This is a genomic window from Lentzea albida (assembly GCF_900111005.1).
GTDB classification, from domain to species: Bacteria; Actinomycetota; Actinomycetes; order Mycobacteriales; family Pseudonocardiaceae; genus Lentzea; species Lentzea albida.
Window position 1 is genome coordinate 114,111 of sequence record NZ_FOFV01000010.1, and the last position, 24,261, is coordinate 138,371.

At 70.3% G+C, this 24,261-nt stretch carries 23 protein-coding genes; 14 read left to right on the forward strand and 9 right to left on the reverse strand.

Annotation, left to right across the window (positions count from 1 at the left end; all coding sequences use genetic code 11):
• Positions 1-13 precede the first annotated feature (13 nt).
• Positions 14-1,183, forward strand: a complete 1,170-nt coding sequence (locus tag BMY74_RS24415; RefSeq protein WP_089919913.1) for a 4-hydroxybenzoate 3-monooxygenase — start codon at positions 14-16, stop codon at positions 1,181-1,183.
• Here BMY74_RS24415 and BMY74_RS24420 read toward each other — a convergent pair.
• The gene (locus BMY74_RS24420; protein WP_089919916.1) at positions 1,180-2,304 is read right to left on the reverse strand and encodes a molybdopterin molybdotransferase MoeA; all 1,125 of its coding nucleotides are present in this window, start codon (positions 2,302-2,304) and stop codon (positions 1,180-1,182) included. The two genes, BMY74_RS24415 and BMY74_RS24420, sit on opposite strands and share 4 nt — an antisense overlap.
• 62 nt (positions 2,305-2,366) lie before the next feature.
• Here BMY74_RS24420 and BMY74_RS24425 point away from each other — a divergent pair, with 62 nt between their 5' ends.
• Together BMY74_RS24425 and fdhD are read left to right on the forward strand one after the other, a co-directional pair.
• A complete protein-coding gene (locus BMY74_RS24425; protein ID WP_089920266.1) occupies positions 2,367-3,608 on the forward strand; it encodes an MFS transporter in 1,242 nt (413 codons plus the stop codon).
• 390 nt (positions 3,609-3,998) lie between these two features.
• Positions 3,999-4,838: a formate dehydrogenase accessory sulfurtransferase FdhD gene (gene fdhD, locus BMY74_RS24430; protein ID WP_089919919.1), complete on the forward strand. Its 840-nt coding sequence runs from the start codon at positions 3,999-4,001 to the stop codon at positions 4,836-4,838.
• On the opposite strand, the gene BMY74_RS24435 is transcribed toward fdhD, so the two are convergent.
• Complete coding sequence (locus BMY74_RS24435) at positions 4,835-5,308, reverse strand: NUDIX hydrolase (protein WP_089919922.1); 474 nt, start codon at positions 5,306-5,308, stop codon at positions 4,835-4,837. The two genes, fdhD and BMY74_RS24435, sit on opposite strands and share 4 nt — an antisense overlap.
• A gap of 89 nt (positions 5,309-5,397) precedes the next feature.
• Between BMY74_RS24435 and BMY74_RS24440 the strand changes: the two genes are divergently transcribed.
• The 3 genes from BMY74_RS24440 to BMY74_RS24450 are packed head-to-tail and all read left to right on the forward strand — an operon-like array spanning position 5,398 to position 8,253.
• Complete coding sequence (locus BMY74_RS24440) at positions 5,398-6,267, forward strand: ABC transporter ATP-binding protein (protein ID WP_089919924.1); 870 nt, start codon at positions 5,398-5,400, stop codon at positions 6,265-6,267.
• A 1-nt stretch (position 6,268) separates the two neighbouring features.
• Positions 6,269-7,336, forward strand: coding sequence for an ABC transporter permease (locus BMY74_RS24445; protein WP_089919926.1), 1,068 nt, complete (start codon positions 6,269-6,271; stop codon positions 7,334-7,336).
• Positions 7,337-7,341: 5 nt separating this feature from the next.
• Positions 7,342-8,253, forward strand: coding sequence for a Gfo/Idh/MocA family protein (locus BMY74_RS24450; protein ID WP_089919929.1), 912 nt, complete (start codon positions 7,342-7,344; stop codon positions 8,251-8,253).
• Positions 8,254-8,301: 48 nt separating this feature from the next.
• Here the strand turns inward: BMY74_RS24450 and BMY74_RS24455 are convergent, their stop codons facing one another.
• Positions 8,302-9,141: an alpha/beta fold hydrolase gene (locus BMY74_RS24455; RefSeq protein WP_089919931.1), complete on the reverse strand. Its 840-nt coding sequence runs from the start codon at positions 9,139-9,141 to the stop codon at positions 8,302-8,304.
• Between the two features lie 109 nt (positions 9,142-9,250).
• Between BMY74_RS24455 and BMY74_RS24460 the strand changes: the two genes are divergently transcribed.
• A complete protein-coding gene (locus BMY74_RS24460) occupies positions 9,251-9,970 on the forward strand; it encodes an SDR family NAD(P)-dependent oxidoreductase (RefSeq protein WP_089919933.1) in 720 nt (239 codons plus the stop codon).
• On the opposite strand, the gene BMY74_RS24465 is transcribed toward BMY74_RS24460, so the two are convergent.
• The 3 genes from BMY74_RS24465 to sucC form a co-directional block, all read right to left on the reverse strand.
• A complete protein-coding gene (locus tag BMY74_RS24465; protein WP_245786330.1) occupies positions 9,933-10,532 on the reverse strand; it encodes a DedA family protein in 600 nt (199 codons plus the stop codon). The two genes, BMY74_RS24460 and BMY74_RS24465, sit on opposite strands and share 38 nt — an antisense overlap.
• 504 nt (positions 10,533-11,036) lie before the next feature.
• On the reverse strand, positions 11,037-11,915 hold the full coding sequence (gene sucD, locus BMY74_RS24470) for a succinate--CoA ligase subunit alpha (protein ID WP_089919935.1): 879 nt from the start codon (positions 11,913-11,915) through the stop codon (positions 11,037-11,039).
• Entirely contained in the window at positions 11,915-13,015 is a 1,101-nt protein-coding gene (gene sucC / locus BMY74_RS24475; protein WP_089919937.1) for an ADP-forming succinate--CoA ligase subunit beta, read from the reverse strand. The genes sucD and sucC overlap by 1 nt, the downstream gene beginning before the upstream one ends.
• A gap of 127 nt (positions 13,016-13,142) precedes the next feature.
• On the opposite strand from sucC, the gene BMY74_RS24480 reads away from it, so the two are divergent.
• From BMY74_RS24480 to BMY74_RS24505, 6 genes are all read left to right on the forward strand, one after another.
• Positions 13,143-14,840 (forward strand): thiamine pyrophosphate-binding protein, encoded by a 1,698-nt coding sequence (locus BMY74_RS24480; RefSeq protein WP_089919939.1) that lies wholly within the window; start codon positions 13,143-13,145, stop codon positions 14,838-14,840.
• A 10-nt stretch (positions 14,841-14,850) separates the two neighbouring features.
• Positions 14,851-16,080: a formyl-CoA transferase gene (gene frc / locus BMY74_RS24485; RefSeq protein ID WP_089919942.1), complete on the forward strand. Its 1,230-nt coding sequence runs from the start codon at positions 14,851-14,853 to the stop codon at positions 16,078-16,080.
• Positions 16,081-16,101: 21 nt separating this feature from the next.
• A complete protein-coding gene (locus tag BMY74_RS24490) occupies positions 16,102-18,249 on the forward strand; it encodes an acetate--CoA ligase family protein (protein ID WP_089919943.1) in 2,148 nt (715 codons plus the stop codon).
• A 240-nt stretch (positions 18,250-18,489) separates the two neighbouring features.
• Positions 18,490-19,896 carry an Nramp family divalent metal transporter gene (locus BMY74_RS24495; protein ID WP_245786331.1) on the forward strand — a complete coding sequence of 469 codons (1,407 nt, stop codon included), beginning with the start codon at positions 18,490-18,492 and terminating at the stop codon, positions 19,894-19,896.
• Positions 19,896-20,333 carry a hypothetical protein gene (locus BMY74_RS24500; protein ID WP_089919947.1) on the forward strand — a complete coding sequence of 146 codons (438 nt, stop codon included), beginning with the start codon at positions 19,896-19,898 and terminating at the stop codon, positions 20,331-20,333. Before BMY74_RS24495 ends, BMY74_RS24500 begins: the two co-directional genes overlap by 1 nt.
• Positions 20,334-20,363: 30 nt before the next feature.
• Positions 20,364-21,380, forward strand: coding sequence for a TerC family protein (locus BMY74_RS24505; RefSeq protein ID WP_218159738.1), 1,017 nt, complete (start codon positions 20,364-20,366; stop codon positions 21,378-21,380).
• Here the strand turns inward: BMY74_RS24505 and BMY74_RS24510 are convergent.
• Both BMY74_RS24510 and BMY74_RS24515 read right to left on the reverse strand, forming a co-directional pair.
• Positions 21,371-21,571, reverse strand: a complete 201-nt coding sequence (locus BMY74_RS24510; protein ID WP_089919951.1) for a hypothetical protein — start codon at positions 21,569-21,571, stop codon at positions 21,371-21,373. The genes BMY74_RS24505 and BMY74_RS24510 overlap by 10 nt on opposite strands.
• Positions 21,572-21,843: 272 nt before the next feature.
• Positions 21,844-22,569 (reverse strand): GntR family transcriptional regulator, encoded by a 726-nt coding sequence (locus tag BMY74_RS24515; RefSeq protein WP_089919952.1) that lies wholly within the window; start codon positions 22,567-22,569, stop codon positions 21,844-21,846.
• Between the two features lie 111 nt (positions 22,570-22,680).
• On the opposite strand from BMY74_RS24515, the gene BMY74_RS24520 reads away from it, so the two are divergent.
• Positions 22,681-23,658 (forward strand): 2-dehydropantoate 2-reductase, encoded by a 978-nt coding sequence (locus BMY74_RS24520; protein ID WP_089919954.1) that lies wholly within the window; start codon positions 22,681-22,683, stop codon positions 23,656-23,658.
• A 76-nt stretch (positions 23,659-23,734) separates the two neighbouring features.
• On the opposite strand, the gene BMY74_RS24525 is transcribed toward BMY74_RS24520, so the two are convergent.
• Positions 23,735-24,238, reverse strand: coding sequence for a hypothetical protein (locus BMY74_RS24525; protein WP_143091692.1), 504 nt, complete (start codon positions 24,236-24,238; stop codon positions 23,735-23,737).
• Between the last annotated feature and the right edge of the window lie 23 nt (positions 24,239-24,261).

A 24,261-nucleotide genomic window follows, 5' to 3' on the forward strand; every position in this document is an offset into this window, starting at 1 on the left:
TGGAGGGACTCCCATGACGCGCACCCAGGTCGGCATCGTCGGCGCGGGCCCGGCCGGGCTGATGCTCTCGCACCTGTTGTCGCTCAACGGCATCGACAGCGTCGTCGTCGACAACAGGACGCGGCGGGAGATCGAGACCACGGTCCGCGCCGGCATCCTCGAGGCCGACAGCGCCAGACTGCTCGTCGACACCGGCGTGTCGGACCGCGTGCTGCGCGACGGCCACCCGCACGAGGGCATCGACCTGCGCTTCGGCGGAGAGAGCCACCGCGTCGACTTCCGCGCGCTGGTCGGCGAGTCGGTGTGGCTCTACCCGCAGACCGACGTGTTCGTGGACCTGGCGAACGCCCGCGAACGCGACGGCGGCGACGTCCGGTTCGGCGTCAGCGACACGTCCGTGGACGTCAACGCGCCCGCGATCCGGTTCGTGGACAGCGACGGCGTCCGGCAGGAGGTGCGCTGCGACCTGCTCGTCGGCGCGGACGGCTCCCGCTCGATCTGCCGCGCCGAAGTCCCGGAGGCCCTCCGCATGCACAGCTACCGCGAGTACCCGTTCGCCTGGTTCGGCATCATCACCGAGGCCGCGCGCAGCGCCCCCGAACTGGTCTACGCGCACTCGCCGCGCGGCTTCGCCCTGATCAGCCAGCGCACTGAGACCCACCAGCGCATGTACTTCCAGTGCGCGCCCGAGACGAACGCCGACCAGTGGACCGACGACCGCATCTGGGAGGAGCTCCAGTCGCGCGTGGCCGGCCCCGACGGCTTCACCCTGAACGAGGGCCCGATCACCGAGAAGACCGTCCTGCGCTTCCGCTCGTTCGTCGCGGAACCCATGCGCCACGGCAAGTTGCTGCTGGCGGGCGACGCCGCCCACACCGTTCCCCCGACCGGCGCGAAGGGCCTCAACCTCGCGTTGCAGGACGTCCGGGTGCTCGCCGAGGTCATCGAACGCGCGTTGGTCAAGAACGACGACGACGCGTTGGACGAGTACGGCCCCCGCGCGCTGGACCGGGTGTGGAAGGCGCAGCACTTCTCGTACTGGATGACCACGATGCTGCACGCCCTGCCGGCCGCGACGGACTTCGACGTCCGGCGGCAGCTCGGGGAGCTGCGGTCGGTGGTGGGGTCGGAGGCGGGGTCGCGGTTCCTGGCGGAGGGGTACACGGGCTGCTGGCCCGCCTAGAGGAGCTCGACCTCACCCCCGCGGTGGCCGGGCGGCACCACCGCGAGCACGTCCGCCAGCGCCGCGCCCCACAGCGACCCCGGCCGGTCGTGTCCCACCGGCGCGACCAGCCCGCCCGACCTCGTGACCGGCACCAAGCGCGTGTCCGTCCGGTGAGCGCCGACGTCCCCGAGCCAGGCCGTCACCGGTGGGCGTGCGGTGTGCCCGCCGAGGGTGTCGAGCAGCGGCCGGAGCAACGTCAGCACGGCGGCGTACGCGGCGAACGGGTTGCCGGGCAGTCCCACCACGCACCGGCCGTCGGGCAGGACGGCCAGCAGCATCGGGTGGCCGGGGCGGCAGGCGACGCCGCCGACCAGCACCTCGGCTCCCAGCTCCGCCAGCACGTGCCGCAGGTGGTCGGCGCGGCCCACCGACGTGGCACCGCACGTGACGAGAACGTCCGCCGCGTCGAACGCCAGTGCGTCGGCCAGCGCGGACGGGTCGTCGCGCAGGTGGGTGGTGCCGAGCAGCTCGGCCCCGCTGAGCAGGCCGGGGAGCATCGGGCCGATGGCGTCACGGACCCTGCCGGGGTGCGGCAGGCCGGAGTGGAGCAGCTCGTCGCCGGTGACGATCACGGCGACCCGCGGGCGGCGGTGGGTCAGGAGCGTGTCGTGGCCGGCCGCTGCGGCGAGTCCCAGGACGGCGGGGGAGACGCGAGAGCCGGCGGGGACGAGCTCGTCGCCAGCCGACCAGTCCTCGCCGCGGCGGCGGATGTGCTTGCCGGGCAGGGCGTTCGCGGTGAGTCGACCGCCGGTCGGTGAACAGGCCTCGACGGGAACCACCGCTGTTGATCCTCGAGGCACCGGCGCCCCGGTGCCCACCCCGAACGCCTTCCCGTCACCCAGCACCACCCCGGGCACCGGGTCCCCGGCCGCCACCCGCCCCACCACCGTCCACGGCCCGGCCCCGGCCACCGCGTACCCGTCCATCGCCGACAGATCACAGGTCGGCTGCGCCACCAGAGCCCGTACACCACCCGCCAAGGCGAGGCCCAGCGCGTCCGGCAGCACCACCTCCACCGCGTCCAGCGGCTTGGCCGCGTTCCGCGCTGTCTGGCGGGCCAGCTTCCAGGGCATGTTCATCGGCGCTCCCGTGGTATAGCCTACCGAATACTGTATGCAATCCTCGGGACGGGGTGAAGGGCATGCCAGTCGCGACTTACGTACGTGATCACGCCGGCAGGCTCTACCGGGTGGGGGAGACCGACGTCGAGGCGTCGGGGCGTTCGCGTCGCACGGTGCTGTGGGCCGCTTGGGCCGCGATGCTCGCGGCCGGCATCGGGCAGTACGGGTTCGGGGCGCTGATCCCGCAGTTGCAGGACCGGTGGAGCGTGCCGGAGCTGTTCTGGGCGCTGGCGTTGTGGACGGTGTGCCAGGCGGGCACGGCGTTCCCGGCGGCGTGGCTGAGAAGCCAGAACCGGCTGACGTCCGCCGGTGCGATGTGGATCGGGGCGGTGCTGTGCGGTGCCGGGCTCGTCACGCTCGGGCAGGACCAGCTCGTCGGGTACGCGGTCCTCGGCGGCGTCGGCGCGGGCCTGGTCTACGCGACGTGCCTCGGCGTGGTCGTGCGCTGGTACCCGGAACGCGTGATGCGCAAGGTGGCGTTCGTCAGCGGCGCGTTCGCGTACGGGTCGGTGCCGTTCGTGCTGGCGGCCGGCTTCCTCTTCGGCGGCGGGTTCCTCGCCTGGGCCGGGATCGCGATCGCCGTCGTCATCGCCGCGGCGGGCTCGGTGCTGAAGGATCCGCCCGAGCACTGGTGGCCGCCGCACATCCCGCCGCGCGAGTGGGCGCTCGACCGGGCTCGGGTGCCGAACCGGTCCGCGCTCAAGGAGTTCCGGACGTACGAGGCCATGCGGTGCGGCACGTTCTGGTGGCTGTACGGCGGTGTGGCGTTCGCGGCGGCGGTGTCGCTCTACGACCTGGCGTACCTGCCGCTCTTCGTCGGGGACGAGGTGCTCGGCGTCGTCGCGCTCGCCACGCTGGCCGCGGCGACGGGCACCGGGCGCGTGCTGGTCGGGTGGATCTCCGACCGGGTCGGCCGGCGCAAGGCGCTGGTCTGGACGCTGGCGACCGGTGGGCTGGCGCAGTTCGTGCTGCTGCACTCCGGCACCGTGCCCGGGCTGCTCGCCGGTGCCGCGCTCGCGGGTCTCGGCACCGGCTGCTGCTACTCGCTGCTGGTCGGCGTCACGAGGGAGTACTTCGGCGAGACGAACGGCGCGCAGAACTTCGGCGTCCTCTACACGGCCAAGGCCGCGGGCGCCCTGCTGGCGGCCGTGGTCCTCGCGTCGCAAGGGCCGTCGTTCGCGTTCACCGCGGCGGGCGTGCTCGGGCTGGCGGGCGCCGTGCTCACGAGGCACCTGTCCCAGCCGGGAAGGCCCCGGCTGTGAGCCGCGTGCCCCGGCTCACGGCAGGGTGGCACCAGACGCCCGCGGACGGCTGCTGCCTGATGGAACTGACCTCCGTGCTCGCGGGCGAGGTGTGGTCGGACCGGCCGGCCTGCGTGCACCCGCTGCTGGCGTGCGTGGCGCGGTGCGTCAACGACCAGTCCACAGAGGAGGGTCGCAGGCGGCTGCTCCCGTTCGCCACCAGGGTGATCGGAACCACGAGTGCGCCCGCGGAACGGCTGGTCGAGCACTGCGCGAACAGGGCCGGGATCGTCGCGCCGCGGTGGTGGCCGCGGAACTGGGTCGTGGCGAGGGCCGTCAGGACGATGTCCGGGGACGAGGTGTTGCGGCGCCTGCTCGACGAGTGCGTCGCGATCTGCAGGGAGGCATGCCGTGGGACGGGTGACGAGCAGGCGGCGCGTGGTGCGGCTGGTGGACGACGCGGTCACCGCGCGACCGGACACGCTGGCGGTCGAGGAACCGCTGGAGATCCGCGTGCGCGGCAAGTCCCTCGTCGTCACCATGCGCACGCCGGGTGACGACTTCGACCTCGCCGCGGGTTTCCTCGTCAGCGAGGGCGTGGTGCGCTCGCCGTCGGACATCACGTCCATCCGCTACTGCGCGGGCGCAACAGCCGATGGGAGCAACACCTACAACGTGCTCGACGTCGGCCTCGCGGACGGGGTCGCGCCGCCGGACCCGTCGATCGAGCGCAACTTCTACACCACCTCGTCCTGCGGCCTGTGCGGCAAGGCGAGTCTGGACGCCGTGCGCACCGTCGCGACCTGGCAGGTGGCGAACGACCCGCTCCGCGTCGACCCGAAGCTGATCACCGAGTTCCCGACGAAACTCCGTGCCGCGCAACGGGTCTTCGACCGCACCGGCGGCCTGCACGCCGCCGGCCTGTTCGACGGGCGGGGCAACCTGCTGTGCCTGCGCGAGGACGTCGGCCGGCACAACGCGGTCGACAAGGTCGTCGGCTGGGCCACCCGCGGTGGCCGGCTGCCGCTCACCGGCACCGTGCTGCAGGTGAGCGGGCGAGCGTCGTTCGAGCTGGTGCAGAAGGCGGTCATGGCGGGGATCCCGGTGCTCACGGCCGTGTCCGCGCCGTCGTCGCTGGCCGCCGACCTGGCGGAGGAGATGGGCGTGACGCTCGTCGGGTTCCTCAGGGGCACCTCGATGAACGTCTACACCGGCGGCCACCGCCTGGGGCTCGCGGCCGCCGCCCGCTAGTGGATGACCAGGCCGCCGACCGGGACCGCAGCGACATGCCCGGTCGGCGGCCTCCCCGCCGCGAGCGCGAGACCGACGTCGACCAGTGCCGCCCGGCGCAGGCCCGCGACGTCGGTGAGCAGTGTCCACACCGGATCGGAGGTCGCCCCGTTCGGCTCCGGCCGCGGCTCCCCGGTGATCCGCACCTGGTAGAAGACGCCGATGTTCTGGTGCGATCCCTTCTCGGGCATGTGGCGTTCGGCCGCCGGGATGAACCGGGAGTCCACGCCCAGCAGGTGCTCCACGACAGCGGCGCACCCGGTCTCCTCCGCCACCTCCCGGACCACCGCGTCGAACGGGTCCTCGCCGTGTTCCACCGCGCCGCCGGGCAACGACCAGTGGCCCTCGTCGAACGCTGACGCACAACGAACCAGCAACACGCGGTCGTTCTCGATGGCCACCGCGTAGGCCCCCAGGCGGAAGGTCGTCATGCCGGCACGTTAGCCCGTAAGGGGTCCTCCGCGAGGATGATGCCGCACGGCGGACGCGATCTTGAACGCGCCGACCTAGTGTTCTGCCCATGTTGACTGTCAGGGGGATCAGCCGGAGCTTCGGCGATCACAAGGTGCTCGACGAGGTGAGCTTCGACGTCCGGCCCGGCCGCATGACGGGCTTCCTGGGCGCCAACGGGTCGGGCAAGACCACGACCATGCGGATCGTCTTGGGGGTGCTCGCCGCGCACGGGGGCACGGTGAGCTGGAAGGGGACCGAGGTCGGGCCGGACAACCGGCCCGACTTCGGGTACATGCCGGAGGAGCGTGGCCTCTACCCGAAGATGAAGGTCCGCGACCAGATCACGTGGCTGGCGCGGTTGCACGGCGTCGACCGGGAGACCGCGCGGCGCAACACCGACGAGCTCCTGGAGGACCTGGAGCTGACCGGCCGGGCGGGGGACCGGCTGGAGGAGCTGTCGCTCGGCAACCAGCAGCGCGTGCAGATCGCGGCCGCGCTGGTGCACGAACCGGACGTGCTGATCCTCGACGAGCCGTTCTCCGGCCTCGACCCGCTCGCCGTCGAGACCGTGCTGGACGTGCTGCGCAAGCGCGCCGCCGCCGGGGTGCCGGTGCTGTTCTCGAGCCACCAGCTGGCGATCGTCGAACGGCTCTGCGACGACGTCGTGATCATCTCGAAGGGACGGATCGCGGCGAACGGGTCGCGCGAGGAGTTGCGCGCCAAGCACGCGGGCGACCGGTACGAGATCGTCGTCGAGCAGGACGCGGGCTGGGTCCGCGACGTGCCCGGCGTGACGATCCTGGAGCTCGACGGCCCGCGCGCCGTGTTCGAGGCGGCACCCCAGCAGGTGCTCAGGGCGGCGCTGGACCGCGGCGAGGTCCGCTCGTTCACGCCCGTCGTGCCCACGCTGGACGAGATCTTCAAGGAAGTGATCTGACATGGCCCGCGCGTCCTTCAGCCAGGCGACGTGGCTCGTCGCCGAACGCGAGATGAAGACCCTGGTCGGCACCAAGGGTTTCTGGATCGGCTTCCTCTTCACGATCGCCGGGTTGTTCGCGCTCACCGTGCTGCCGACGGTGTTCGGCGGCGACGACCCCGAGGTCGCCGTGGTCGGCTCGGCCTCGCAGGTCGTGCAGGGCAAGGCGCTCGACGTCCGCGAGGTCGGCAGCGTGCAGGAGGCCGCCGACCTGGTCAGGGCCGACGAGGTCGAGGCGGCGATCGTGCCGGACGGCGCCGGGATCAAGGTCCTCGCGCTCAACTCCCCGCCCAACTCCGTGATCCGCGAGCTCGTCGAGTCGCCGCCCGTGGAGCTGCTGGAGGGCTCGGTGGTGACGTCCGGGCAGCGGTCCGTCACGGTGATCGTGTTCGGGCTGGTGTTCCTCATGTTCGGCATGGGCGGCGCGGCCATCGCGCAGAGCACCGTGACCGAGAAGCAGACGCGGATCGTGGAGATCCTCGTGTCGACGGTGCCGGTGCGGGCACTGCTCGCGGGCAAGATCCTCGGGCACACGATCCTCACGCTCGGCCAGGTCGTGGTGCTGGCGCTCGTGGCGCCGATCGCGCTGCGGGTGGCGGGGCTCGGTGAGCTGCTGGGGGTGGTGGCGCCCGCGCTCGGCTGGTTCGTGCCGTTCCTGATGCTCGGGTTCGTGCTGATCTCGTCGCTGTGGGCGGTGGCCGGCGCGCTGGTCAGCCGCCAGGAGGACCTCGGCTCGACGATGGGCCTGGTCATGCTCGCGGTGATGGGCCCCTACTTCGGCGTGCAGTTCTTCTACGAGAACCCCGTCGTGCTCAAGTGGATGTCGTTCGTGCCGTTCACGGCGGGCGTCGCGATGCCCGTGCGGTTGTTCGCCGAGCAGGCCGCGGCGTGGGAGGCCCTGCTGTCGATGGGCATCCTCGCGGCCACCGTCGTGGTGATCCTGCTGGTCGCCTCGCGGCTCTACACCGGCTCGCTGCTGCAGACCGGTGCGCGGGTGAAGCTGTCGAAGGCCTGGGCACCGGCAGAATAGGCCCCATGATCGCTGATCCGATTCGCCTCGCCGTCGTCGGCCTGGGAGCCATGGGCACCCGGATGCTGGCGGCGGCGCGGTCCCATCCCGGCTACACCGTGGTCGCGGGTGTCGACGTCGCACCCCGCACGCTCGACGTCCCGGTCGTCACCTCGCTCGACGACGTGCTGTCCGATGTGGACGCCGTGTACGTCTCGACGCCACCCGCGTCGCACGCCGAGCTCGTGCTGAAGGCGTTCGCCGCCGGCAAGGCGGTGTTCTGCGAGAAGCCGCTGGCCGTCGACCTCGCCGAGGCCCGCGCACTGGCCGAGGCCGCCGAGGGCCGCCCGAACGCCGTCAACTTCGCGCTGTCGGACATGGTGGCGACGCTGGAGATCGAGCGCCTGCTGCCGTCGCTCGGCGAGGTGCGGGGCGTCGAGGTCCGGCTGCAGTTCCCGCGCTGGCCCAGGGCGTTCCAGGCGGACGCGACCTGGCTGTCCCGGTCCGAGCAGGGCGGGTTCGTGCGCGAGGTGCTGTCGCACTTCGTCTACCTGACCGACCGGGTGCTCGGGCCGCTCACCGTCGAGTCGGTGTCGGCGGACTTCCCCTCGCCCGGTGCCGCCGAGGTCGCGGCACGCGGTGTGCTGCGGGGCGGTGGCGTGCCGGTGCACGTGTCCGCGTTCTCCGGGCTGGCCGGGCCGGAGGTCTACGAGTGGACCGCCTGGGGCACCGAGCGGTCGCTGCGCCTCGACCAGTGGGCGCTGCTGTCCACTTCGGACGGCGGACCGTGGGAGCGGGTGCCGCTCGAGCAGACCGGGTCGGACTACTCGAGGCTCACGCTGTTCGCGGAAGCGGTCAGGGGCGGGCACCCGCGTGACCTCGCGGACTTCGCGAGCGGCCTGCGGGTGGCCGAGGTGGTCGAGGCGTTCCTGCGGTGATCCGCCCGCACGGATCCGGCGAGGCGCCGGATCCGTGCGGGTCGGTCCTCAGCCGAGCACCTCGCGCAGCCTGGCCGCGAACTCCTCCGGCTTGCCCGCGTACCCGAACTCGCCGCCCATGAACCCGCCGTGGTGGCTGGGGAACACCACCGCGTCCTGACCGAGCAACTGCGCCGTGTGGACGGCCGTGCGCGCGGTGAACGCGTCCCCGGTCTCCTCGCCCACGGCGATCACGATCCGGGCGGGCGCGGCGACGAGGTCCTGCACCCGCGGGTAGTAGTCGGTGATGGCGAGCGAGGCGGTGCCGAGCAACGGGTCGTCGCGCTTGCCGTCGTCCTCGGCGGGCATGCCGAACTGCGCCGGGTCCGGCAGCGGCTGCGCGAAGTACTCGTCGGTGAACTCGCCCTGGTGCGAGCTCATCTGGATGAACGCCGCCATGCCCGCGCCCTGGCCCTTGGCCTGGTAGGCCTCCATGAACGCGTCGCGCGCCCGGCGGGCGGCGGCCGCGTCGGGCAGCACGTCGATGATCGGCGGCTCGTGCGCGACGAGCGTGAGGACGTCGCCGGGGTAGGCCGCCACGAGCTCCAAGGCCGTGACCGCGCCACCACTGGACGCGAACAGGTCCACCGGTCCGCCGACGGCCTGGATCACCGCGTGCACGTCGGCGGCCTGGGTCTCCGGTGTGTTGTCGGTGCGGCCGTCCGACCGTGTGCTTCTGCCTATGCCGCGCGGATCGTAGGTGATCACCTTGCGGTCGGGGAACTGCGCGCGCAGGGCCGTGAAGCCGCTGGCGTCCATGGGCTGGCCGATCATCATCAACGGGCGGCCCTCGCCGCTCACGTCGTAGGCGATGGCGGCCTGATCGGTGTTCAGAACGTGGGATTTCATGGGTTTCTCCCCAGTCGGGTCGGGTCTGAGCAGCCTAGTCACAAACGTGAACCGCGGCGGCCCGACAAACCGGTCGACCTGCGTGTTCCTCGCTGATATCAAGGCCTGCATGACGCGAACAGCAGTGGTGACCGGCGGCGGCACGGGCATCGGCAAGGCGGTGGCGGCGCGGCTCGCCGGACAGGGTCTGGACGTGGTGATCACGGGGCGCCGGGAGGACGTCCTGAAGGCGGCGGCGCAGGAGATCGGCGCGCGGGCGGTGGCGTTCGACGCGACCGATCCGGAGGCGGTGCAGGCCGCGCTGAGCGACCTGCCGTCGCAGGTGGACGTCCTGGTGAACAACGCGGGCGGCAACGTCGCCCGGCGGCGTCCGGCGCCGGAGAGCCTCGCGGACGTGCGGGACCTCTGGGTCGCGAGCTACGAGACCAACGTCGTCAGCGCGGTGCTGGTGACGACGGCGCTGGAGCCGCGCCTGGCCGACAACGCCCGCGTGGTGACGCTCGGGTCGATCGCGGGCCGGCGGGGGTCCGGTTCCTACGGCGCGGCCAAGGCCGCGGTCGAGGCGTGGACGGCGGACCTGGCGTTCGCGCTGGGAGGCAGGGGCATCACGGTCAACGTGGTGTCGCCGGGCGTCACCGACGACACGGAGTTCTTCGGCGGCACGCTGAGCGAGGAGAGGCGCAAGGTGCTCGTCGGCACCACGGCGAACGGCCGGTCCGGCACCCCCGCGGACGTCGCCGCGACCATCGCGTTCCTGACGTCCCCGGAGGCGGGGCACATCACCGCGCAGGTCATCGGCGTGAACGGCGGAGCCGGCCTCGGACGCTGAACGCGACCACCGCCACCAGCACGACCACGAGCGCGATCCACGAGAACTCCGCGAGGTAGCGCTCGGCGGCCTCTCCGACGAAGTAGACGGCCGCCGTCGTGCCGCCGGCCCACGCGATGCCGCCCGCCGCGTTGGCCAGCAGGAACTTCCCGTAGTGCATGCCCATCGTGGCCGCGAGCGGACCGGACAGGATCCGCAGCAACGCCACGAACCGGCCGAAGAAGACCGCCCAGGCACCGTACTTCTCGAACACCGCCCGGGCACGCCCGACCTTGTCCTCGCTGAAGTGGCGGGGGAACCTCTCACCGGCCCACCCGAAGATCCGCGGCCCGAACCGCTTGCCGAGCGCGTACCCGATGCTGTCGCCGATGATCGCTCCGGCGGACGCCGCGACGCCGACCCACAGCGGCGAGACGCCGTCGTGGTGCGAGGCCATGAGCGCCGCCGCGACGAGCACGACCTCGCCCGGCAGCGGGATGCCCATGCTCTCGACGCCGACCACCAGGCCTACGACCACGTAGACCAGGAGCGGTGGAACGGTGTGGAGCCACTCGGTCAGCACACCGGTGATCTTCCTCCAGACGGACGTGGTCGGCCACACGTCGCCCGGCGGCGGGCCGGGGGCGGTGGGCCGGTCGGCGGTCCGGGAGGGCGAGCCGTGGGGCGAGTTGGTGGCGGGCCGGTGGCGGGCCGGTGGGTGGGCTGGTGGGCGATCTGGACGAGATCCGTCCACCGGCCTGCGGCACCACCGGCACTCCAGCCCGCCGGCACTCCAGCCCACGGCCCGCCGGCCTCCGGCACACCAGCGGCTGGCCCACGGCTGGCCTGCCCACGGCCCGCCGACCTCCGGGGCGCCAGCGGCCTGCCCACGGCCGGCCCACGGGCCGCCTGCTTAGGGCCCACCTGCCGACCAGCCCGCCGACCTCCGGCACACCAGAGGCCTGCCCACGGCCCGTCGGCCCACCGGCCTACGGGTCCGCAGGCCCCGCCGGCCCACCGGCTCACCCACCCACCCACCGGCCCGCAGGCCCGCCCGCCGAGACCGTCGGCCACCGGCGCGGCGGCCCTAGCCAGTCAGGATCGCGCGGGCCAGCGCCGCGGTCTCCGACGGCGTCCTGCCGACCCTGATCCCGACCGCCTCCATGGCCTGCTTCTTGGCCTCCGCCGTCCCCGACGACCCCGAGACGATGGCGCCCGCGTGCCCCATCGTCCTGCCCTCGGGCGCGGTGAAGCCGGCGACGTACCCGACGACCGGCTTGGACACGTTGTCCCGCACGAACTCCGCCGCCCGTTCCTCCGCGTCGCCGCCGATCTCGCCGATCATCACGATCAGCTCGGTCTCCGAGTCCGCCTCGAACGCGGCGATCGCGTCGATGTGCGTGGTGCCGACGATCGGGTCGCCGCCGATGCCGACGCACGTGGTGAAGCCGAAGTCCTTGAGTTCGTGCATCAGCTGGTACGTCAGCGTTCCCGACTTCGACACCAGCCCGATCGACCCCGGCTTGGTGATGTCCGCCGGGATGATCCCGGCGTTGGACTTGCCGGGGCTGATGATGCCGGGGCAGTTCGGTCCGATGATCCGGGTCGAACTGCCGGATGCGTGGGCCCAGAACCGCGCCGTGTCGTGGACCGGGACGCCTTCCGTGATCACGACGGCCAGGCCGATCGACGCGTCGATCGCCTCGATCACCGCGTCACCGGTGAAAGCGGGCGGGACGAAGAGGACCGACGTGTTCGCGCCGGTCGCCTCCACCGCCTCCGCGACGGTGCCGAACACCGGCAGCGTCACGTCGTCGAAGTCCACGGAGGTGCCGGCCTTGCGCGCGTTCACGCCGCCGACGACCTGGGTGCCGGACGCGAGCATCCGGCGGGTGTGCTTGACGCCCTCCGACCCGGTCATGCCCTGCACGACCACGCGGCTGTGCTCGTCGAGGAAGATGGCCATCAGGACTCCTTGCCGGCGAGGGCGGCGGCACGGCCCGCCGCGTCGTCCATCGTGTGCGCCACGGTGATCAGCGGGTGTCGTGCCTCGTCGAGGATGCGGTGGCCCGCCTCGGCGCTGTTGCCGTCGAGCCGGACGACCAGGGGCTTGTCGGCGCGGTCGCCCAGGATTCCCAGGGCCTGCACGATTCCGTTGGCCACCGCGTCACACGCGGTGATGCCGCCGAAGACGTTCACGAACACGCTGCGGACCGACGGGTCCGAGAGGATGACGTCGAGGCCGTCGGCCATCACCTGGGCCGAGGCGCCGCCGCCGATGTCGAGGAAGTTCGCGGGTGCCGCACCGGCGAGCGCCACGACGTCCAATGTGGACATCACCAGGCCTGCGCCGTTGCCGATGACGCCGACGGTGCCGTCGAGTTTGACGTAGTTCAGCCCCTTCTCGGCGGCCCGCACCTCCAGCGGGTCACCCGAGGCGCCGTCCGGTGGTCGAGCGTGCCGGAAGGCAGCGTTGTCGTCCAGGGTCACCTTGCCGTCCAGCGCGACGATCCGGCCGTCTGCGGTGCGCGCCAACGGGTTCACTTCGACCAGTGTCGCGTCCTCGGAGACGAACACCTTCCACAACGCGGAAGCGACCTCGTTCACCTCGGCGGCGATCTCGGGTGGGAACACCGCAGCTGCGTCGAAGGACGAAGCGGGCATCCGGGTGATGGAGTCCGCCATCTCCTCGATCTCCATGCCGCCGGTGGCCGAGGCCATGCCGATGAACGTCCTGTTGGCACGGTCGAGCAGGAACGACAGGTAGTACTCCTCGGCGATCTCGCTCGCCTCGGTGACCAGGACCTTCCGCACGGTGTGGCCCTTGATGTCCATGCCCAGAACCGCTGCGGCGGAAGCGAAAGCTTCGTCGGGTGACGAAGCGAGCTTGATGCCGCCGGCCTTGCCGCGCCCGCCGGTCTTCACCTGGGCCTTCACGACGACAGTGCCGCCGAGCCTGGCGGCGGCCTCGCGCGCGGACTCAGGAGTGTCCGCCACGAAACCGCGCGGAACGGGCACCCCGTGGCGCTCGAAGAGGTCCCGCGCCTCGTGTTCGAAAAGATCCACCGTCTACGTCCTCTCGCCGAAAACTTGCGGCCATCTATGGACATCCGGTTGGTAGCGGAGTAACGATATGCCTACCTCATACGGTATGCAATCTACAGTCGAAGCGCCAAAGGGGAGCTGATCGCCGATGACGAGTTCCGCGGAGCCGGAGTCGATTCCTGAGACCATCTCTGGTGGCCACCTGGTGGCGAAGGCGCTCAAGGCCGAGGGCGTCGACACCATCTTCACGCTGTGCGGCGGGCACATCATCGACATCTACGACGGCTGCGTGGACGAGGGCATCGCCGTCATCGACGTCCGGCACGAGCAGGTCGCGGCGCACGCGGCCGACGGGTACGCCCGCATCACCGGCAGGCCCGGCTGCGCCGTCGTCACGGCGGGTCCCGGCACCACCGACGCCGTCACCGGTGTCGCCAACGCGTTCCGCGCGGAGAGCCCGATGCTGCTCATCGGCGGCCAGGGTGCGCTGAGCCAGCACAAGATGGGCTCACTGCAGGACCTCCCGCACGTCGACATGATGACGCCGATCACGAAGTTCGCGGCGAACGTCCCGCACACCGCCCGCATCGCGGACATGGTGTCGATGGCGTTCCGCGAGGCGAACGCCGGCGCGCCCGGCCCGTCGTTCCTCGAGATCCCGCGCGACGTCCTCGACGCCAAGGTGCCCGTGTCCCAGGCACGAGTACCGGAGGCGGGCCACTACCGCGCCTCCACGCGCGCCCTCGGCGACCCGGCGGACGTCGAGAAGCTCGCCGACCTGCTGGTGAACGCCAAGAAGCCCGCGATCCTGCTGGGCAGCCAGGTCTGGACGACGCGGGCCACGGACTCGGCGATCGAGCTCGTCCGCACGCTCAACATCCCCGCCTACATGAACGGCGCGGGCCGCGGCACCCTCCCGCCCGGCGACCCCCACCACTTCCAGCTCTCGCGCCGCTACGCCTTCGACAACGCCGACGTCATCGTGATCGTCGGAACCCCGTTCGACTTCCGGATGGGCTACGGCCGCAGGCTCTCCGCGAACGCGACCGTCGTGCAGATCGACCTCGACTACCGCACCGTCGGCAAGAACCGCGACGTCGACCTCGGCATCGTCGGTGACGCCGACCTGGTCCTGTCCGCCGTCACGCAGGCCGCGTCGGGCCGCGAGGACAACGGCGCCATGGGCCGCAAGGTGTGGCTGGAGGAGCTGCAGGCGGTCGAGGAGAAGGCCCGGCAGAAGCGCCTGGAGCACCTGCGCTCCGAGGACATGCCGATCCACCCGTACCGGCTGGTCAGCGAGATCAACGACTTCCTCACCGAGGACTCCATCTACATCGGCGACGGCGGCGACGTCGTCACGTTCTCCGGCCAGGTCGTGCAGCCCAAGTCACCCGGCCACTGGATGGACCCCGGTCCACTCGGGACGCTCGGCGTCGGCATCCCGTTCGTGCTCGCGGCGAAACTCGCGAGGCCGGACAAGGAGGTCGTGGCCCTGTTCGGCGACGGCGCCTTCAGCCTCACCGGCTGGGACTTCGAGACGCTCGTGCGCTACGACCTGCCGTTCGTCGGCATCGTCGGCAACAACTCGTCGATGAACCAGATCCGCTACGGCCAGGCGGCCAAGTACGGGCTGGAGCGCGAACGCGTCGGCAACACGCTGGGCGACGTGAAGTACGACCAGTTCGCCAAGATGCTCGGCGGTTACGGCGAGGAGGTGCGCGACCCGAAGGACATCGGGCCGGCGCTGCGGCGCGCCCGCGAGTCCGGCAAGCCCTCGCTGATCAACGTGTGGATCGACCCCGACGTGTACGCGCCCGGAACCATGAACCAGACGATGTACAAGTAGGTGAGATGACATGGCCAAAGCGTTGGAGGGCGTCAAGGTCCTCGACATGACGCACGTGCAGTCCGGACCGTCGTCGACCCAGCTGCTCGCCTGGCTGGGCGCGGACGTCATCAAGCTGGAGACGCCCGGCAAGGGCGACATCACGCGCGGCCAGCTGCGCGATCTGCCCGATGTGGACAGTCTCTACTTCACGATGCTCAACTGCAACAAGCGGAGCATCACCCTCAACATGAAGGCCCCTGAAGGCAAAGAGGTCTTCGAGAAGCTCATCGCCGACGTCGACGTCCTCGTCGAGAACTTCGGCCCCGGCGTCGTCGAGCGCTTCGGCTACCCGTGGGAGAAGCTGCACGAGCTGAACCCGCGCCTGGTCTACGCGTCCATCAAGGGCTTCGGCCCCGGCCGCTACGCCGACTTCAAGGCGTACGAGGTGATCGCGCAGGCGATGGGCGGCTCGATGAGCACCACCGGGTTCGAGGACGGCCCGCCGCTCGCCACGGGCGCGCAGATCGGCGACTCGGGCACCGGCATCCACCTGGTGGCCGCGATCCTGGCCGCGCTGTACCAACGGACGAACACCGGGCGCGGGCAGCGCGTCCAGGTGGCGATGCAGGACGCCGTCCTGAACCTGTGCCGGGTGAAGCTGCGCGACCAGCAACGCCTCACCCGCGGGCCGCTGGGGGAGTACCCGAACGAGCAGTTCGGGGACGAGGTTCCCCGTTCCGGCAACGCATCCGGTGGTGGCCAGCCCGGCTGGGCGGTGCGCTGTGCCCCCGGCGGCCCCAACGACTACATCTACGTGATCATCCAGCCCGTCGGCTGGGCCCCGCTGACCGAGCTGATCGGCAGGCCGGAGCTCGCCGAGGACCCGGCCTGGGCCACGCCCGAGGTCCGGCTCTCCAAGCTGGACAAGGCGTTCGCGCTGATCGAGGAGTGGACGGAGAAGCACACCAAGTGGGAGGTGATGGACAAGCTCAACGCCCACAACATCCCGTGCGGACCCATCCTGTCCACCAAGGAGATCATCGAGGACGAGACGCTGGCGCAGCTGGGCACCGTGGTCGAGGTCGAGCACCCCGAGCGCGGCACGTTCAAGACGGTCGGCAACCCCCTGAAGCTCTCCGACTCGGTGGTCGAGGTGCAACGGCCGCCGCTGCTCGGTGAGCACAACGACGAGGTTCTCGGAGCTCTCGGCTACAGCGCGGACCGCCTGGCCGGGCTGCGCGCCGCCGGCGTCATCTAATCCTTTAGGGAGAAGAAACCCATGCCGGACAACGGCTACGACCGCGCCGCGGTCGAGAACGTGCTCGCGAAGGTGCGCGCCGAGGGGCGGTCGTCGCTCACCGCGCCGGAGGGCAAGAGGGTCTGCGACGCCTACGGGATCGCGACCCCGGCCGAGGCGCTGGCGAAGTCGTCGGAGGGCGCGGTCGCGTTCGCCGAGGAGATCGGCTACCCGGTCGTGCTCAAGATCGTCTCACCGGACATCCTGCACAAGACCGAGGCCGGTGGGGTCCTGGTTGGCCTCAGGAACGCCTCCGAGGTCGCCGAGGGCTACCGCACGATCATCCACAACGCGAAGAACCACAAGGCGGACGCCGAGATCACCGGCGTCCAGGTCCAGCAGCAGCTGCCGACCGACATCGACGTCCACGAGGTCATCGTGGGCGCCACCACCGACGAGACGTTCGGCAAGATCGTCGCGTTCGGCCTCGGTGGCGTGCTGGTCGAGGTGCTCAAGGACGTCACGTTCCGGCTGGCGCCGACCAGCGCGAACGAGGCGCTCTCGATGGTCGAAGGCATCGCGGCGGCCGAGATCCTCAAGGGCGTCCGCGGTGCGCAGGGTGTCGACGCGGGCAAGCTCGCCGACCTGATCCACCGCGTGTCGGACCTCGTCACGGACTTCCCGCAGCTCGCCGAGGTCGACCTCAACCCCGTGCTGGCGACGCCACAGGGGGCCACCGCGGTGGACGTCCGCATACTCGTGGACGAGGACGCGGCCGAGGAACCGGCCCGGTTCACGCAGGACGAGATCCTCGCCTCGATGAACCGGATCATGAAGCCGTCCGCCGTCGCCGTGATCGGTGCCTCGAACGAAGAGGGCAAGATCGGCAACTCGGTGATGAAGAACCTCGTGGGCGGCGGCTTCCAGGGCGAGATCTACCCGATCAACCCCAAGGCGGACGAGATCCTCGACCGCAAGGCGTTCGCCAGCATCGCCGACGTCCCGGGAGACGTCGACGTGGCCGTGTTCGCCATCCCCGCCAAGTTCGTGCCGGCGGCGCTGGAAGAGGTCGGCAAGAAGGGCGTCGGCGGCGCGATCATGATCCCGTCCGGCTTCGGCGAGACGGGCAACGTCGAGCTGCAGAACGAGATCGTGGCGATCGCGCGCAAGCACGGCGTCCGCATCCTCGGCCCGAACATCTACGGCTACTACTACACGCCCGAGAACCTGAGTGCGACGTTCTGCACGCCGTACGACGTCAAGGGTGGAGTCGCGCTCACGTCGCAAAGCGGCGGAATCGGCATGGCGATCCTCGGGTTCAGCCGGTCCGCGGGCATGGGTGTCTCGTCCATCGTCGGTGTGGGCAACAAGGCCGACATCGACGAGGACGACCTGCTGACGTTCTTCGAGTCCGACCCGAACACCCAGCTCGTCGCGATGCACCTGGAGGACCTGAAGGACGGCCGTTCCTTCGCGGAGACGGCGAAACGGGTCTCGGTGAAGAAACCGGTCGTGGTGCTCAAGGCGGGACGAACGGACCAGGGCGCCAAGGCCGCGAGCTCGCACACCGGCGCGCTCGCGGGCAACGACCGGGTCTACGACGACATCCTGAGGCAGAGCGGTGTGATCCGCGCTCCCGGCCTGAACGACCTGCTGGAGTACGCGCGCGGAATCCCGTTGCTGGCCACGCCGAAGGGCGAGAACGTCGTCATCATCACCGGTGCCGGCGGTTCGGGAGTGCTGCTCTCGGACGCCTGCGTGGACAACGGGTTGACGCTCATGAGCATCCCGGACGACCTGGACGCGGCGTTCCGGAAGTTCATCCCGCCCTTCGGCGCGGCGGGCAACCCGGTCGACATCACCGGCGGGGAACCGCCCTCGACGTACCGGAACACCATCGCGCTCGGTCTCGCCGACGAACGCATCCACTCGCTGATCCTGGGCTACTGGCACACCATCGTCACGCCACCGATGGTGTTCGCGGAGCTCGTGGTCGACGTCGTGGAGGAGTACCGGGCGAACGGAATCCACAAACCGGTCGTCGCCTCCCTTGCGGGCGACGTGCAGGTCGAGGAAGCGAGCGAGTACCTGTACCGGCACGGAGTGGTTGCATATCCGTACACAACGGAGAAGCCTGTCGCAGTACTGGGTGCCAAGTACCGGTGGGCCCGTGCCGCCGGGTTGCTGTAGCTGAGTCGCAGGCGGTTTCCGTGCACAGTCAACGGAAACCGCCCAGCGGCGTGCAAGGAGAAGGATGGCCCGTCCGCGACCATGACACGCCCACGGTCGCGAACCCGCCAGGGAGGTCAACGAAGACAGCCGGTCCTCTGGAGGTTGTTAACCGTGGATGATCCAAATCTGGCAGCCCGGACGGAAACCAGTTCGCCTCCTGAGAAGGAGCGCGTCTGGCCCGCGGGCAGGCTGGAAGCGATGCCCATCAGGAAACTCCCCGACGCACCACCGTCGATCCACCTGCTCGGTCCCACGGTGTTCCTGGTGGCTCTCGGCGTGGGCATGGGCGAGTCGTACATGTGGCCCCGCCTGGTCCTGGTCTTCGGGCCGGACATCAGGTGGCTCTTCCTCATCGGCGTGACGTTGCAGGCCGTCGTCATGCTCGAGATGGCGCGGTACGCGATGGCGACGGGGGAGAGCATCTTCTTCGGCGCCGCACGCGTGTTCAAACCGATCATGTGGTTCTTCTTCGTCGTGGCGGTCCTCGTCTACATCTGGCCGGGGCACCTCTCGGCCGGGGCGGCGGCACTGGAGAAGATCACCGGCATACCCTGGACGGTGTCGGCCTGCGTGGGCCTGATCCTGGTCGGGGTGCTGTTCAGCCTGGCCAAGGTCATCTACAACCTGCTCGAGAACCTGCTGTCCATCCTCATCGGACTGCTCGTCGTCAGCACCGCGGTGGTGGCGGCGATGGTCGGCACGTGGGGCGACCTGACCAGCACGGTGACCGGCATGTTCCAGTTCGGGTACTTCCCGGCGCAGGCGATGTCGCCGGAGTGGTTCCCGATCATCGTCGGCTCGATCGCGTTCGCCGGCCCGTCCGGCATGCAGCAGATGTGGTACACGCTGCACCTGCGCGACAGCGGCGCCGGCATGGGCGCGCACATCCCCAAGGTCCGCGGGCTGCGGCACGCGGGCGAAGAGGAGAAGATGCCCAGCCGGGGCTTCATGTTCGACACCGACGACAAGGCGGAGCTCGCGAAGTGGAAGGGCTGGCGGCGCTGGGTCACGTTCGACGCGCTGCTCCTCTTCTGGGGCATCACGATGCTCGTCACGGTCTCCTTCACGGTCCTCGCGCAGTCGGCCAGCCGCACGAGCCCGGACGTCAAGGCGCTCATCGAGTCCGGTGAACGCGAGGCCGCCCTGAACGCCATGTCGGACGCGTTCGCGTCGGCCGGCGGTCCGGTGCTCGGCGGGGTGTTCCTCGGGTTCATCGCGCTGATCGGCCTCAACGCCACGCTGGGCCTGTTCGACTCGTTCTCCCGCGGTCAGGCGGACATGACGTACCACTTCGTGCCCGGCGCGAAGAGGTTCCGCATGTCGCACCTCTACGCGGGATTCCTCTGGGGTGTCATCACCTTCGGCATCCTGATCCTGCTCTTCGGACCCGCCGACGGGCCGGGCGCGATCCTCGACGTGCTCGCGTTCCTGTCGACCTTCGCCATGGGCGCCTACTGCGTGGTGCTCCTGCTGGTGAACAACCGGATGCTGCCCGAACCCATCCGCCCCAAGCTGGTCACGAACCTGATCATCGGCTTCGGCGCGGTGTTCTACCTGGGCATGCTGTTCTTCAGCCTCTTCAAGTTCGGCGTGGTGGTGGGCTGATGACGCCGATCCGCGACGGACTGCGCAAGGAGGCCGTGCCCGGCGCGTTCGTCGGGCTGGCCGCGGGGCTCATCGCGGGAGGGCTGGCCGCGCTCGTCGGCCAGCCGCTCGGGTGGGCACTGGTCACGACCGTGGCGCTCGGCCTGCCGCTGGGCGCGTTCGGTGGTGTCTTCAGCCTGCTCGTGGCGGCGGGCCGGCTGCCCGCCGGGCGGTTCGCCCCGGTGGCCCTGTTCTGGCTCGTGGCGTTCCCACTGGCCAGGCTGGTCCACGAGATCACCCTGGGCCTCGCGCTCACCGGTCAGTTCCGGGTGCCCGCGGACCTCGCGGGATTCCTCGCCTACCAAGGGATCGTGAGCCTCGGCTGGGCCATCGGTTTCCTGTGGCTGCACGAACGCATCGCGCTGCGGCTGCGCGTGCGGGCCACCGCCTCCCGCTGACCTCCCCTTCCGCCGAAGGAGCCAAGGATGCTGGATCTACCCGTCTGGGTGTGGGTCGCGACGATGGGCGGGATCGCCGCCGTCATCGCCTTCGACTTCTACCTGGTCGTCCGCAAACCGCACGAGCCGTCGTTCCGCGAATCCCTGAGCTGGGTGCTGTTCTACGTCGGCCTGGCCGTCCTGTTCGGACTCGGCGTCACGGTGTTCGCCGGGCCCTCGCACGGCGGTGAGTTCTTCGCCGGCTGGATCACCGAGTACTCGCTGAGCGTCGACAACCTGTTCGTGTTCGTGATCATCATGGCCAGGTTCGCGGTGCCGCGCGAGTACCGGCAGAAGGTGCTCATCGTCGGCATCGTCCTCGCCCTGTTGCTGCGAGCGGTGTTCATCGCCGCCGGAGCGCAGGCGATCGCCAGGTTCGACTGGCTGTTCTACTTCTTCGGCGCCTTCCTCATCTTCACCGCGTGGAAGCTGCTGAAGCAGGACGAGACCGAGGAGGCCGACGTCCCGGAGAACGCCGCACTCCGTGCGGTGAAGAGGTTCCTGCCGGCGACGAACGTCTACCACGGTGCCTCGTTGACCGCGCGCGTCGGCGGCAAGCGGGTCGTGACGCCGATGCTGATCGTCATGGTCGCCGTCGGCACCACCGACCTGTTGTTCGCCGTCGACTCGATCCCGGCGATCTTCGGGCTCACCAAGGAGCCGTACCTGGTGCTGACCGCCAACGCGTTCGCGTTGATGGGCCTGCGCCAGCTCTTCTTCCTGGTGGGCGGTCTCCTCGACCGCCTGGTGCACCTGAGCAAGGGCCTCGCGGTGGTGCTCGCCTTCATCGGGTTCAAGCTCATCTTCGAGGCGATGCACCACCACGGTGTCCCGTGGGCTCCGGAGATCCCGATCGTGGTGTCCCTCGGGGTCATCGTCGCGACGCTCGCCGTCACGACGGTCTGGAGCCTGCACACCTCCAGGCGGGCCGCCGAGTCCGCGCTGGAGGACGCCGAGAGTGCGCGCAGGAGCGGAGAAGACGCTCCGGTGAAGGACTCTCAGCCGTGAATCGTGTGGCCTTCGGCGTCCCTGCCCTCGAACCCGGGGCGGAGCGTCCTGGCCACGGCCGCCTGGGCCTCGGCGTCCTTGCGCTGTTCCGTCAGCGCGGTGGACAGCCCGAGGCCCAGCGCGCGGCCGTCTGCGGAGAAACCCTCACGCGGCTGGGTCAGCGAGCGCGCGAAGTCCTTGAAGCGGGACATGGCTTTCCTTCTCTCAACCTCGATGGTGGCTCCCGACGCGCGCAGCGGCCACGCAGGCGCTGCGGCGCGGGAAGGCCAGGGCTGCGGCCGGGGTCGTCTCCACCGGCTACCCACTTCTCGGGTGCCCAGCGGGAGTCCTCTGAAGGGTCCTCGTCGACCCCGTCCCTGACGCGATTCAGCATACTGCGTTTTGTATGCAATCCGTCGCCATCGTGTCGCGGATCACCCGTAAGGTGCCAAATGACCGGATTGGGTGATCTGAGGGTGAGGGATCAGTCGCTCTCGGTGGAGCTTTCGGGCGTCTTGCGGTCGTGGTACGTCTGGCGGGTCTGCTCGGCGTGGTCGTGCATGACCTCGCCGGCCCGCTCGACGTCGCCGTCGGCGATGGCCGCGACCAGTTCGGCGTGCTCGTTCCACGAGTCGCGGCTGCGCGGGCGCGCGATCGGGGTGTAGTACCAGCGCACCCGCCGGTCGACCAGGCCGATCATCTCGGACAGGACCTTGTTGCGGCCGATCGCCGCGACGGCCGCGTGCAGGTCGGCGTTCGCCTTGACCAGGCGGTCGACGTTCGCGGACGCGAGGGCCTCCTCGCCGGCCTTCTGCAGCTTCCTGAGAAGCTTCACGTCGGCGGGGGTGGCGTGTTCCGCCGCGAGCTTGGCGGAGTAGGTCTCCAGCACGCTGCGCACGGCGAGCAGCTGGTCGGCCTCCTCCTCGGTCGGGGTGTGCACGAAGGCGCCCTGGGCGGGCCGCAGGTCGACCCAGCCGTCGGTCTGCAGGCGCTGCAACGCCTCGCGCACCGGCTGCCTGCTCACGCCGAGGTACTCGGCCAGCTCGGCCTCGACCAGGTGCTGGCCGGGGGCGAGGGTGCGGTTGACGATGAGCTCGAGCAAGGCGTCGTAGACGGCCTGTCGCAGCGGAGCGGGGCGTTCGACCCGGCGGGTCGCCGCGGCGCTGAGCGAGCCGCGGGGCGCCCGGCGGCCACTGGGTAAAGAGGTCATGTCCGGCAGAATACAGCTTTTAGTATGCAAAAAGCACTTCTACCTCACTGGGCGTGTTGTCCGTATACTGTATGCAATCTTGCCAGGGAACGTGGCAGAGCGGGGCGAGCTATGAAGATCGCTGTTCTCGGAGCCGGAGCGATCGGTGCCTACGTCGGTGCGGCGTTGCATCGTGCGGGCGTGGAAGTACATCTGATCGCGCGCGGGGCCCATCTCGCGGCCATGCGCGAGCACGGCGTGCGGGTGCTGAGCCCTCGGGGTGACTTCACCGCGCGTCCACACGTGACCTCCGATCCCGCCGAGGTGGGAGAGGTCGACTACGTCTTCCTCGGCCTGAAGGCGTACTCGTACGCGACGTCGGCGGACCTGCTGGCGCCGCTGATGGGGCCGGACACCGCCGTCATCGCGGCGCAGAACGGGATCCCGTGGTGGTACTTCCACGGCATGACGGGACATCCCCTCGAAGGACAGCGGATCGAGGCCGTGGACCCCGGCGGGTCCGTCACCGCCGTGCTGCCCGTGGAACGGGCCGTCGGCTGCGTCGTCTACTGCTCGACCGAGATCGAGTCGCCCGGCGTGATCCGGCACCTGGAGGGCACGCGGTTCTCCATCGGCGAACCCGATCGCAGCATCTCGGCGCGGTGCGTGGCGCTGAGCGAGGCGATGATCGCGGGCGGGTTGAAGTGCCCGGTGGAGAAGGACGTCCGCGAGGACATCTGGATCAAGCTCATGGGCAACGTGGCGTTCAACCCGCTGAGCGCGCTGACCCGCGCGACGATGGCGGAGATCTGCGACCACGACGACAGCCGCGACCTCGTCGCCCAGATGATGGCGGAGACCCTGACCATCGCGCGGGCGGCGGGGTGCGATCCCCGGATCTCCATCGACAAGCGCATCGACGGCGCCCGCCGCGTCGGGCACCACAAGACGTCGATGCTGCAGGACCTGGAGGCCGGCAAGAGGCTGGAGATCGACGCGATCATCGGCGCTGTGGTGGAGATCGCCGAGTTGACGCGGGTGCCGGCGCCGACGTTGCGGCACGTCTACGCGGCGATCGACCTGCTCTCGCGCACGTCGCTGGTGTCCTGAGCCGCTGTGGCGGGAGGTGTCCCGCAACGGTGAACGGGGCCGGCGATCCCCCCGCCGACCCCGTTCACCCCCCAGATCAGCTGCCGGTGGCCTTACCGGCGCCCCACAGCTGGGCCGGTCCCCACGGCTTCTGGATCTCGAAGTGGTGTGGATGGGCCACGGTGAGGCTCGTCCAGCAGTACTTGCGGGGCACATCGAGCTTGAAGTTCACCGTGGGCCCCTTCTTGCCGTCGATGCCGTCCTCGTCCCACATGAGCACCTTGAGGTTCTTGCTCTTCCAGCTGGGGTCGTCGCTCTTGATGCCCCACAGCTCCACGCAGGCCTTGCCGGCGTTCCCCCTGCCCGGCGGCTTGAATTGGCGCGAGTCCAGCGTGCAGCACATCTGGAAGTCGAAGTCGAACGGCAAGGTCGAGATCGCCTGGCCCGACACGGTGTCGGCCGGCGCCAGCGCTTCCGTGCTCGTGATCGGCACGGCCTCGACCACTGTCTCCGAGGTGTCCGCCGCCCCTGCGGAACCGGCGAAGAGCGTGGTGAACAACAGTGCGGCCGTACTGACGGCGGCAAGCGTCCTTCTCAGCATGGATTCCCCCTCCATTTGCCCCA

Excerpts from the sequence above, each read along its gene's own strand:
- BMY74_RS24415 (WP_089919913.1), top strand. The coding sequence starts at position 14 with ATGACGCGCACCCAGGTCGGCATCGTCGGCGCGGGCCCGGCCGGGCTG.
- BMY74_RS24420 (WP_089919916.1), bottom strand. The coding sequence starts at position 2,304 with ATGAACATGCCCTGGAAGCTGGCCCGCCAGACAGCGCGGAACGCGGCC.
- BMY74_RS24425 (WP_089920266.1), top strand. The coding sequence starts at position 2,367 with ATGCCAGTCGCGACTTACGTACGTGATCACGCCGGCAGGCTCTACCGG.
- BMY74_RS24435 (WP_089919922.1), bottom strand. The coding sequence starts at position 5,308 with ATGACGACCTTCCGCCTGGGGGCCTACGCGGTGGCCATCGAGAACGAC.
- BMY74_RS24440 (WP_089919924.1), top strand. The coding sequence starts at position 5,398 with ATGTTGACTGTCAGGGGGATCAGCCGGAGCTTCGGCGATCACAAGGTG.
- BMY74_RS24445 (WP_089919926.1), top strand. The coding sequence starts at position 6,269 with ATGGCCCGCGCGTCCTTCAGCCAGGCGACGTGGCTCGTCGCCGAACGC.
- BMY74_RS24450 (WP_089919929.1), top strand. The coding sequence starts at position 7,342 with ATGATCGCTGATCCGATTCGCCTCGCCGTCGTCGGCCTGGGAGCCATG.
- BMY74_RS24455 (WP_089919931.1), bottom strand. The coding sequence starts at position 9,141 with ATGAAATCCCACGTTCTGAACACCGATCAGGCCGCCATCGCCTACGAC.
- BMY74_RS24460 (WP_089919933.1), top strand. The coding sequence starts at position 9,251 with ATGACGCGAACAGCAGTGGTGACCGGCGGCGGCACGGGCATCGGCAAG.
- sucD (WP_089919935.1), bottom strand. The coding sequence starts at position 11,915 with ATGGCCATCTTCCTCGACGAGCACAGCCGCGTGGTCGTGCAGGGCATG.
- BMY74_RS24480 (WP_089919939.1), top strand. The coding sequence starts at position 13,143 with ATGACGAGTTCCGCGGAGCCGGAGTCGATTCCTGAGACCATCTCTGGT.
- frc (WP_089919942.1), top strand. The coding sequence starts at position 14,851 with ATGGCCAAAGCGTTGGAGGGCGTCAAGGTCCTCGACATGACGCACGTG.
- BMY74_RS24490 (WP_089919943.1), top strand. The coding sequence starts at position 16,102 with ATGCCGGACAACGGCTACGACCGCGCCGCGGTCGAGAACGTGCTCGCG.
- BMY74_RS24495 (WP_245786331.1), top strand. The coding sequence starts at position 18,490 with ATGCCCATCAGGAAACTCCCCGACGCACCACCGTCGATCCACCTGCTC.
- BMY74_RS24500 (WP_089919947.1), top strand. The coding sequence starts at position 19,896 with ATGACGCCGATCCGCGACGGACTGCGCAAGGAGGCCGTGCCCGGCGCG.
- BMY74_RS24510 (WP_089919951.1), bottom strand. The coding sequence starts at position 21,571 with ATGTCCCGCTTCAAGGACTTCGCGCGCTCGCTGACCCAGCCGCGTGAG.
- BMY74_RS24515 (WP_089919952.1), bottom strand. The coding sequence starts at position 22,569 with ATGACCTCTTTACCCAGTGGCCGCCGGGCGCCCCGCGGCTCGCTCAGC.
- BMY74_RS24520 (WP_089919954.1), top strand. The coding sequence starts at position 22,681 with ATGAAGATCGCTGTTCTCGGAGCCGGAGCGATCGGTGCCTACGTCGGT.
- BMY74_RS24525 (WP_143091692.1), bottom strand. The coding sequence starts at position 24,238 with ATGCTGAGAAGGACGCTTGCCGCCGTCAGTACGGCCGCACTGTTGTTC.